This window comes from Hydrogenophaga sp. FW305-3-2-15-A-LB1, from assembly GCF_058787875.1.
The window spans coordinates 22,892-32,199 of the sequence record NZ_JBYTAE010000076.1 but is presented as its reverse complement, the minus strand read 5'-3'; the positions used below and the strand labels follow the sequence as shown (position 1 = coordinate 32,199).

The following is a 9,308-nucleotide window of genomic DNA, read 5'->3' as shown; positions in this document are numbered from 1 at the left end:
CCCGCGCCCCCGCCGCCAGCCCGGCCGACGCCGTGATGGCCGTGGAAGCCGCCGCCGAAGCCTTCAAGACCTGGAGCGAAACCGGCCCCAACGAGCGCCGCGCCCTGCTGCTCAAGGCCGCCGACGCGCTCGAAGCCAAGCTGCCCCAGTTCATCGAAGCCGTGGCCGCCGAAACCGGCGCCACCGGCATGTGGGCCGGCTTCAACAACATGCTCGCCGCCAGCATGATCCGCGAGGCCGCGTCCCTCACCACGCAAGTGGCCGGCGAGGTCATTCCGTCCGACGTGCCCGGCTCGCTCGCCATGGGCGTGCGCCAGCCCGCCGGCGTGGTGCTCGGCATCGCCCCGTGGAACGCGCCCATCATCCTCGGCGTGCGCGCCATCTGCGTGCCTTTGGCCTGCGGCAACACCGTCATCTTCAAAGGCAGCGAAAACTGCCCGCGCACCCACCAGCTCATCGTCGAATCCTTCCAGGACGCGGGCTTCCCCCCCGGCGTGGTGAACTACATCACCAACGCCCCGGCCGATGCCGGCGCCGTGGTCGAAGCCATGGTGGCCCACCCCGCCGTGCGCCGCGTGAACTTCACCGGCTCCACCAAGGTCGGCAAGATCATCGCCATGACCTGCGCGAAATACCTCAAGCCCGTGGTGCTCGAACTCGGCGGCAAGGCACCCATGGTCATCCTGGACGATGCCAACATCGAAGACGCCGTCAACGGCGCGGCCTTCGGCTGTTTCGCCAACAGCGGCCAGATCTGCATGAGCACCGAGCGCCTCATCGTGGACCAGAAGATCGCCGACGAATTCGTGAAGAAATTCAGCGACAAGGCCAAGGCCCTGCCGCTGGGCGACCCGCGCAAGCCCGAGCCCGTGGTGCTCGGCTCCGTCATCGGTCAGGGCACGGTGGACCACTGCAACGCCCTCATCGACGACGCCATCGCCAAAGGCGCCAAGCTGCTCTGCGGCGGCAAGGCCGACAGCACCCTCATGCCCGCCACCGTGCTCGACCACGTCACGCCCGCCATGCGCATCTACCACGAGGAAACGTTCGGCCCCGTGAAATGCGTGGTGCGCGTGAACGGCGTGGAAGAAGCCATTGCCTGCGCCAACGACAACGAGTACGGCCTGTCATCCGCCGTGTTCGGCGGCGACATCGCGCGCGCCTTCAACGTGGCGCGCAAGATCGATTCCGGCATCTGCCACGTGAACGGCCCCACCGTGCACGACGAGGCGCAGATGCCCTTCGGCGGCGTGAAGGGCTCGGGCATCGGGCGCTTTGGCGGCAAGGCGGGGATCAACGAATTCACCGAGCTGCGGTGGATCACGTTGCAGACGACGCCTAGGCACTATCCGTTCTGATATCCGCCGCTGCGGCGACGGCCCCGGATGCCTCGACGAGGCGCAAGAACTCCGTCACCTTGCCTGAAACATGGCGCTGTTCGCGGATGCGCCGATCGCTTGTCTCTGCACCTGCATCTGTGCCGTGCATGAAGGTCGCACATGCCACCGGCCCGTCTCGCTCGTGGCCTTCGACATCTTCGCCGTCACAGAAGCGCCGCCGAAGCGCGTCCAGCGCGCTGTCGATTGCTTCCAGGTGTTGGCCCGCCTTCCGCTTGTCGATGAACTGTTGGGCGACCCACTCAAGGGCACCAGCGTAGCTCATGACGTGGATCAGGTCGGCGGCATCTTTGTTCTCCGCTCTGTCGTCGAACGCCAGCGACTTAAGCACCAGAAATGCGGTGACGTCAGCAAAGCGCACTGTCTCGGTGGCCTTGCCGCCGCCGTCGAGAAGTTCGGCCGTGATTTCCTTTTCGGCGAACCAATCGAACACGATACCGGCGTGCTTGATCGCGAGTGCCGAGATGTCTTCGCCATCTACAGCGGCCACCTTGCCTCTGGGCAGGTTCTCATCCGCATCTCGCAGGAATTCGACCAGAACGTATTCGTGTTCTGACACCTGTCGTTGCCAGCGCCAACTGCTGGCCTTGCCTTCTTCGTTCACGTATCTCGTGAATCCGCGGCCCTTTAATTGCTTTGCGAGTGACCTATAGGCCTCGTCATCAGTCAGGACCTGAAGGTTCAACACGATGTCCACGTCCGTCGTACCTGCATGCGGGGGCACGTCGGGTGGCTTCTCCGGCGTCAGATAGCGCGGCACCAACCCGCCGACCAGCCGCAAGGTGTGCTTGAGAGTGCCGAATCCTCGCAGTAGGGTAACAAGCGCACGCTCGCAGGCGAGGGTGCGATCGGCGTCATACCCTTCGGCGGTTTTTGGTTTTGTTGCGACCATGGATCAGATCTTCAGGATGAATTCGCGGACATGAGCGGCCAGCTCCTTGTTTCGGCCGCGGCCGTCCAGCAAATCGAGGTACTGGATAAATGGACTGGCGAAACAGGAAGGGAACTCAGGATGCTCCTGGCAGAAAAGAAGGCTCGCCCCGCTGCGCTCGACGAGGACGATGTTCGAGCCCTTGTCCGCCTGCTTCAGTTCCAAGGTGTCTGCGTAGCGTTCGGCATGGCCCAGCGGGACGATCAGCTCGGCCGTGTCGACGCTGGTGAGCAGCGGGGCGAGCACGTTGGCGGCTGCCGTTCCAGTGAACGCCCACCCCGAGAGCTGGGTGCGATGCAGTTTGTTGGTGATGGCCAGAAGCAAGTTGTCGGGGTTGTGCGTGTACATGTACCAGCGAGTCCGCGACTCTTTGCGCTTGCGCCATGCCTCGCTCCAGGCGTCCAGGAGCTTGCCGGGCTGCGCAAGGCGCCGGCGGAGGTTCCGGCCGATGCCTTGCGACTCCACCCACTCCAGGCGCTCCAACTCCTGCATGGTCAGTGAGACCGTGTAGGTCGAGGTCTCGGCGGACTTGGCCACCTCTTGGCCACGTACCCAAGCCTGCTTCGACTGGAGCAGGGCATGCACCACCTGCTCGCGTGCACCAGTGAATAGTGAGCTTGCTCGCCGTGGCGGTGCTGGCTTGCCAGCGCGTTCGATGTGGATCAGCCACTGCCCGTGGTTCAGGTAGAGGCTCCCGCTGGTATCGAAGTAGGCGACGTTGCGCTCGCGCAGACTTTCTCGTGCTCCTGTGCTGAGGTGCTCGGCCAGCACGACGGGAACGACCTGCGACCCGTGAGGGCTGGCCAGCCGGTACTCTTCCAGCTGCCATACCGCGTTGCGCACGTCCCGTGGATAGCCCTCGCGAATCATCTCCACGGCGAGGTAGAGGTCTTCGTGAGGACTGTCCACACGCAGCAGAAGGTCGAGGCGCCGCGCTCCCCCAGTTCGCTCAAAGGGGACGTCGAACTGGCGCGCGTGCGAGACGCGGGCCTTGCTGGCGTCTTCGAAAGCCTGGACGAACTGATCGACAAGAGGCTCGTTGGGGGTGGAAGGAGAAGGCATAATTGTTTGCTGTACAGCAAATCAAAGGAAATTGGCAAGAGTTTAGCGGTTTTTATTGATTTGCTGTACAGCAAACTACGTGCTTTGGCCAAATCAGCGTCGAGGATCTCGGTCGTGGCTGCGGACAGGACCAGATGACTGCTGCATTGCCCTGATCCCTTTGTTCGCACGCAAGCGGATTGGCTTATGGCTGATTTGAATTCTTTTGGGTTATTTGTGTGGCTATACTCCGCCGTCGCGCCAAAACAGGCGTGGCTTGGTCGGGAAGCCAAGAAAAAAATCGCTGCGTCGAGCCGCAGCCCTCGTCACAAATGAAGGGTTGCGGTTGTCATCAACAGACCGCAGGAAGCCAAACCATGGCCAAACCCAAAACCACTCTCCGCCCATCCGCTCGCGCCCAAGCCGAGCAACTCTTCACCCATCTCCTCGCCCTCGTCGTCCAGACCAACGAACAGGTGGGGCAGCTGTCGCTGCTCATGGACACGCGCGCTTCGCTGGAAGACCCGCTCGTGGAGCCGGTGAAGCGAGGTGTTCAGAACGCCGCGCCGCCAGACGTGCAGCGCGCCGTGCTCAAGCAAACGCTCAACGACGAGATGCGGCGCCAGCTCAAGGTGCTGTCGCTCACCGTCGACGCGCTGTACGACTGCGCGGACAAGGTGACGAGCCTGGAGATCTGATCGGCGGCCCGGCGCTGCGGCCTGCGGGTATCCTCTGCTCCGCATTCAGGAGACACCTCACCATGCGGATACTGCTCGCCGAAGACGATGCCGATCTCGGCAACTGGCTCACCAAGGCCTTGGCGCAGAACGGTTTCCTGATCGACTGGGTGAACGACGGCCGCCTGGTCCGCCGCAGCCTCAAGGCCACGCGCTACGACGCGCTGATCCTGGACCTGGGCCTGCCCGGGGTCGAGGGCCACGACGTGCTGGCCGATCTGCGCGAGGCGGACCAGCGCCTGCCCGTGCTGATCCTCACGGCGCGCGATTCCTTGATGGAGCGCGTGAGCTGCCTGCACGGCGGGGCCGACGATTTCCTGGCCAAGCCTTTTGAACTCGCGGAGCTGGAAGCCCGGTTGACGGCGCTGATCCGGCGTTCGCACGGGGTGGACCACGCGCGCTTCGCGTGCGGCCCCTTGAGCTACGACAGCGCGAGCCGGCAGTTCCGCCTGCAGCAGGAGGTGTTGACCTTCACGCCGCGCGAGCACGCGGTGATGCGCGCGCTGATCCAGCACAGCGGCGAGCCGCTGTCCAAGCGCGAGCTGGTGGAGCGCGTGTTTTCCGACGAGAGCGACGTGCACCCCGAGGCGATCGAGGTGCTGGTGCACCGCCTGCGCAAGCGGCTGGAGGCTTCGCCGGTGCGCATCACCACGCTGCGCGGCATGGGCTACCTGCTGGAATGCGCGCCATGAAGCCGCCCCGGCGCTGGCTGCGGTCGAGCATCCGGCGGGCGCTGCTGGTGGTGCTGATCCCGGGCATGTTGCTGGTGTTCTCTGCCGAGCTGTGGCTGGCTTGGCGCACGGCCAGCGACGCGGCGGACGCGGCGTACGACCGCTCGTTGCTGGGCGCGGTGAAGTCGATCGACTCGAGCATTTCCACGGCCAGCGGCGGGCTGGGCGTGGAGCTGCCGTACCGCATGCTGGAGTTCTTCGAGCTGACGGCCAACGGCAAGGTGTATTACCGCGTGGCCTCGGAAGATGGCCTGGTGGAGATCGGCAGCCCGGGGCTGCCCGCGCCGCCCCAGCCTTTGAAAACCGGCGTGCCCCAGTTCTACGACGGTGAGTATTTCGGCGAGGCGGTGCGCGTGGGCAGCTACGCGCGCGAGCTGTCGCCGCCGCTCACGGGCGAGGCGGGCTCGCAGCGCGTGGTGATCCAGGTGGCCGAGACGCTGGAGGCGCGCAACGATTTTCAGGACGCGCTGGTGATGCAGTCGGTGGCGCGCGATTTTTTCCTGGTGGTGGTGGCGAGCGCCTTGTTCGGCCTCACCATCGCCTGGGCCTTGCAGCCGCTGGCACGCCTGCGGCAGGACGTGGAGTCGCGCTCGCCGCAAGACCTCACGCCGATCGCGAGCGACGACGTGCCGGCCGAGCTGTTGCCGCTGGTGGGCGCGATCAACCACCACGTGGAGCGCAACCGCGCGCAGAGCGAGCAGCAGCGGCGTTTCGTGGACGACGCTTCGCACCAGCTGCGCACGCCGCTGACCACGCTGTCCACGCAGGTGGCCTATGCGCTGCGCGAAGACGACCCGGCCGCGCTGCGCACGGTGGTGGACGACATCCGCTCGCAGCTGGACGAGACCATCCGCCAGACCAACCAGATGCTGGCGATGGCCAAGGCCGACAGCGCGCCGCCCGCGCCCGAGGCGCTGGACGCGGTGGTGATGGCCGAAGACCTGATGCGCCGCTGGTGGCCGGTGGCGCGGCAGCAGGGGGTGGACCTGGGCCTGCACGCGCCCATGGCCTCGCTGCCGTTCCAGGGGGAGCCGGCGCTGTTGAACGAGGCTTTGTCGAACCTGTTGCACAACGCGATCCGCCACGGGGGCGAGGGCAGCCGCGTCACGCTGTTCCTGGGCGGCGAGGGCGGGCAGGTGTGTTTCAGCGTGGTGGACGACGGGCCGGGCATGCCGGCGGAGGAGCTGCAGCACGCCGGGGAGCGGTTTTTCCGGGGCGGCGGTGGCCGGCAGCTGCCGGGCTCGGGGCTGGGTTTGTCCATCGTGCGCTCGGTGGCGCTGCGGCATGGGGGCTCGATGCAGGTGCGGCCCGGGCCCGATGGGCGTGGGCTGGTGGTGGTGCTGGCCTTGCCCGCCGGGTTTGCGGGTTAACCCTCGGGGATTCGTGCTCGCGCTGAAAGCGTCTTGAAAGTGCGCATTTTTTACAGTGGCCTGCCACGCCGAGATTGCGCGGGCATTCAGCCATCGAACCGCCTTACCGAGGAGACCCTGTCATGAAATTTCCCACCCGCCTTCTTCTGGCGATGACCGCCTTCGCGATGGGCGCCCTGTCGGCGCACGCGGCCGGCGCCCTGGAGAAAACCGAGTGCATCGCGCCCGCCAAACCCGGCGGCGGTTTTGACCTGACCTGCAAGCTGGTGCAGAGCACGCTGGTGGACGGCAAGTTCATCGCCGACCCGATGCGCGTGACCTACATGCCCGGCGGCATCGGCGCCGTGGCCTACAACACCGTGATCGCCCAGCGCCCCGACAGCGCCAACACCATCATCGCCTTCTCGGGGGGCTCGCTGCTGAACCTGGCGCAAGGCAAGTTCGGCCGCTACACCGAGAACGACGTGCGCTGGCTCTCCGCCATCGGCACGGACTACGGCGCGGTGGTGGTGGCCGAAGGGTCGCCGTTCAAATCCCTGAAGGACGTGATGGCCGCGATGAAGGCCGACCCCACCAAGGTGGTGCTGGGCGCGGGCGGCACGGTGGGCAGCCAGGACTGGATGAAGGCCGCGCTGACCGCGCGCGCCGGTGGCGTCAACCCCAAGTCCATGCGCTATGTGGCGTTCGAAGGCGGCGGCGAGGCGCTCACGGCCTTGCAGGGCGGCCACATCCACGTGTTCACGGGCGACGCGGCCGAGGCCCAGCAGCAGATCAAGGCGGGCGCCAAGGTGCGCATCCTCGCGGTGATGCACGACAAGCGCCTGAGCGGCGACATGGCCAACATCCCCACCGCGACCGAGCAGGGTTTCGACGTGCAGTGGCCCATCATCCGCGGCTTCTACCTGGGCCCCAAGGTCAGCGATGCGGACTACAAGGTCTGGGTCGACACCTTCAACAAGATGATGGCCACGCCGGCCTACAACGCGATGCGCGCGGAGCGCGGCCTGTTCCCGCTTGCGATGACGGGGGCCGAGCTGGACGCGTATGTGAAGAAGCAGGTGGCGGGCTACCGCAAGCTCGCCGACGAGTTCGGGCTGGCCACCACGCCCGCCAAGTAAGGCCATGAGCGATCGAGCACTTGGCGCGGCGTGTGCCCTCGCGTCCGTGGCCATGGCCGCGGCGGCGCACGACTACACCGCCGCTTTTTCCTACGAGCCTTTGGGCCCGCGCGCCTTCCCCTTGCTGCTGGCCGTGGGGCTGGGTCTGTCGGGGCTGTGGCTGATGTTCCGCCCCACGCAGGGGGCGGAGACCTTCAAGGGCGTGCCCTGGGTGCCCACGCTGTGGTGCGCGGGCGCGATCCTGGCGTATGCCGCGCTGTTCCAGGCGCTGGGTTTCGCGCTGGCCACGGCGCTCATGACGGTGCCGGTGGGCATGGCGTTTGGCGGCAGCTGGCGCAAGGCGCTGGCGGGCGGTGCGGCGCTGGGGCTGGTGCTGTACCTGTTGTTCGACAAGGTGCTCGACGTGGTGCTGCCCGTCGGCCCGCTGGCCGCGTGGCTGGGAGGTCTGTGAGATGGATGTGCTCAAACACCTGATGGAAGGTTTCGGCGTGGCGTTCAGCCCCGTCAACCTGGTCATCGCCGCGCTGGGTTCGTTCATCGGCACCATCGTCGGGCTGTTGCCCGGCCTGGGGCCCATCAACGGCGTGGCCATCCTCATGCCGCTGGCCTTCGCGATGAAGCTGCCGCCCGAGACCTCGCTGATCCTGCTGGCGGCGGTCTACATCGGCTGCGAGTACGGCGGGCGCATTTCCTCCATCCTGCTCAACGTGCCGGGCGACGCGGGCGCCATCATGACGGCGCTCGATGGCTACCCGATGGCGCGCCAGGGTTTGGGTGGCGTGGCGCTGTCGATCTCGGCCTGGAGCTCGTTCGTGGGCTCCTTGCTGGCCACGGTGGGCATCGTGCTGCTGGCGCCGCTGCTGGCGCAGTGGGCGCTGTCGTTCGGCCCGGCGGAGTATTTCGCGCTCATGTGTTTCGCGTTCGCCTGCATCGCGGGGCTGATGGGCGATGCGCCCGTGAAGGCCGGCGTGGCCGCGATGATCGGCCTGGCCATGTCCTGCGTGGGGCTGGACTCGAACTCCGGCGTGTACCGCTTCACGGGTGGCGACATCCACCTCTCCGACGGCATCCAGTTCGTCGTGGTCGTGATCGGGGTGTTCTCCATCAGCGAGATCCTGCTCATGCTGCAGGAGCACCACAGCAGCACGGGTGTCATCACCCAGACCGGCCGCATGCTGTTCAACCTGCGCGAGATGGCGGCCACCTGGTGGGGCACGGTCCGCTCCAGCGTGCTGGGCTTCGTGGTGGGCGTGCTGCCCGGTGCGGGCGCCACCATCGCCAGCGCCATGGCTTATTCGATGGAGAAACGGCTGACCGACAAGGAGGGCACCTTCGGCCAGGGCGACATCCGTGGCGTGGCCGCGCCCGAGGCGGCCAACAACTCCGCCGCCACCGGCTCCTTCGTGCCCATGCTCACGCTGGGCATCCCCGGCTCTGGCACCACGGCCGTGATGATGGGCGCGCTCTCGCTCTACAACATCACGCCGGGCCCGGCGCTGTTCACGCAGCAGCCCACGCTGGTGTGGGGGCTGATCGCCTCGCTGTTCCTGGCCAATGTGATGTTGCTGGTGATGAACATCCCCATGGTGGGCTTCTTCACCCGCATCCTCAGCGTGCCCAACTGGTTCCTGGTGCCGTCCATCCTGGCCGTCAGCAGCGTGGGGGTGTACGCGGTGCACGCCACCACCTTCGACCTGATGCTCATGGTGGGGCTCGGCTTCGCGGCCTACCTGTTGCGCAAGCAGGGCGTGCCGATGGCGCCCTTGATCCTGGGCTTCGTGCTGGGCGACCTGATGGAGCAGAACCTGCGCCGCGCGCTGTCCATCAGCAACGGCGATGCGGGCATCCTGGTCGGCAGCCCGATTTCCATCGGGCTCTGGCTGAGTGGCGGTTTGATGCTGTTGCTGCCGGTGCTGATGCGGTGGCGGTCGCGGCGCAGGCCGCCGATCGGCGCCATCGCGCCGGTCGGGAAGTAACCGCGCC

The 9,308-nt window shown here is 66.5% G+C and carries 9 protein-coding genes; 7 read left to right on the top strand and 2 right to left on the bottom strand.

All coding sequences use genetic code 11. The features are described from left to right. Positions 1-1,358, top strand: a 1,358-nt coding sequence (locus tag AC3WPZ_RS21390) for an aldehyde dehydrogenase (RefSeq protein WP_492441466.1), incomplete at its 5' end; no start/stop codon positions are given. Here the strand turns inward: AC3WPZ_RS21390 and AC3WPZ_RS21385 are convergent. Beyond that, positions 1,339-2,289, bottom strand: coding sequence for a hypothetical protein (locus AC3WPZ_RS21385; protein WP_492441464.1), 951 nt, complete (start codon positions 2,287-2,289; stop codon positions 1,339-1,341). The two genes, AC3WPZ_RS21390 and AC3WPZ_RS21385, sit on opposite strands and share 20 nt — an antisense overlap. 3 nt (positions 2,290-2,292) lie before the next feature. Further along, positions 2,293-3,390, bottom strand: coding sequence for a type IV toxin-antitoxin system AbiEi family antitoxin (locus tag AC3WPZ_RS21380; RefSeq protein WP_492441462.1), 1,098 nt, complete (start codon positions 3,388-3,390; stop codon positions 2,293-2,295). A 356-nt stretch (positions 3,391-3,746) separates the two neighbouring features. Here AC3WPZ_RS21380 and AC3WPZ_RS21375 point away from each other — a divergent pair, with 356 nt between their 5' ends. The 6 genes from AC3WPZ_RS21375 (at position 3,747) to AC3WPZ_RS21350 (ending at position 9,301) form a co-directional block, all read left to right on the top strand. After that, positions 3,747-4,067, top strand: a complete 321-nt coding sequence (locus tag AC3WPZ_RS21375) for a hypothetical protein (protein WP_492441460.1) — start codon at positions 3,747-3,749, stop codon at positions 4,065-4,067. Positions 4,068-4,129: 62 nt separating this feature from the next. Next, positions 4,130-4,798 (top strand): response regulator, encoded by a 669-nt coding sequence (locus tag AC3WPZ_RS21370; RefSeq protein WP_382153229.1) that lies wholly within the window; start codon positions 4,130-4,132, stop codon positions 4,796-4,798. Next, positions 4,795-6,207, top strand: coding sequence for a sensor histidine kinase (locus AC3WPZ_RS21365; protein ID WP_492441458.1), 1,413 nt, complete (start codon positions 4,795-4,797; stop codon positions 6,205-6,207). The genes AC3WPZ_RS21370 and AC3WPZ_RS21365 overlap by 4 nt, the downstream gene beginning before the upstream one ends. A 122-nt stretch (positions 6,208-6,329) precedes the next feature. Then, a complete protein-coding gene (locus AC3WPZ_RS21360; RefSeq protein WP_492441457.1) occupies positions 6,330-7,325 on the top strand; it encodes a Bug family tripartite tricarboxylate transporter substrate binding protein in 996 nt (331 codons plus the stop codon). A gap of 4 nt (positions 7,326-7,329) precedes the next feature. Further along, complete coding sequence (locus AC3WPZ_RS21355) at positions 7,330-7,776, top strand: tripartite tricarboxylate transporter TctB family protein (RefSeq protein ID WP_382322231.1); 447 nt, start codon at positions 7,330-7,332, stop codon at positions 7,774-7,776. Position 7,777: 1 nt separating this feature from the next. Then, positions 7,778-9,301, top strand: a complete 1,524-nt coding sequence (locus tag AC3WPZ_RS21350; RefSeq protein WP_492435689.1) for a tripartite tricarboxylate transporter permease — start codon at positions 7,778-7,780, stop codon at positions 9,299-9,301. The last annotated feature ends 7 nt before the right edge of the window (positions 9,302-9,308 follow it).

Coding starts and splice junctions, on each gene's coding strand:
- AC3WPZ_RS21365 (WP_492441458.1), top strand. CDS start 4,795: ATGAAGCCGCCCCGGCGCTGGCTGCGGTCGAGCATCCGGCGGGCGCTG.
- AC3WPZ_RS21380 (WP_492441462.1), bottom strand. CDS start 3,390: ATGCCTTCTCCTTCCACCCCCAACGAGCCTCTTGTCGATCAGTTCGTC.
- AC3WPZ_RS21375 (WP_492441460.1), top strand. CDS start 3,747: ATGGCCAAACCCAAAACCACTCTCCGCCCATCCGCTCGCGCCCAAGCC.
- AC3WPZ_RS21355 (WP_382322231.1), top strand. CDS start 7,330: ATGAGCGATCGAGCACTTGGCGCGGCGTGTGCCCTCGCGTCCGTGGCC.
- AC3WPZ_RS21370 (WP_382153229.1), top strand. CDS start 4,130: ATGCGGATACTGCTCGCCGAAGACGATGCCGATCTCGGCAACTGGCTC.
- AC3WPZ_RS21350 (WP_492435689.1), top strand. CDS start 7,778: ATGGATGTGCTCAAACACCTGATGGAAGGTTTCGGCGTGGCGTTCAGC.
- AC3WPZ_RS21385 (WP_492441464.1), bottom strand. CDS start 2,289: ATGGTCGCAACAAAACCAAAAACCGCCGAAGGGTATGACGCCGATCGC.
- AC3WPZ_RS21360 (WP_492441457.1), top strand. CDS start 6,330: ATGAAATTTCCCACCCGCCTTCTTCTGGCGATGACCGCCTTCGCGATG.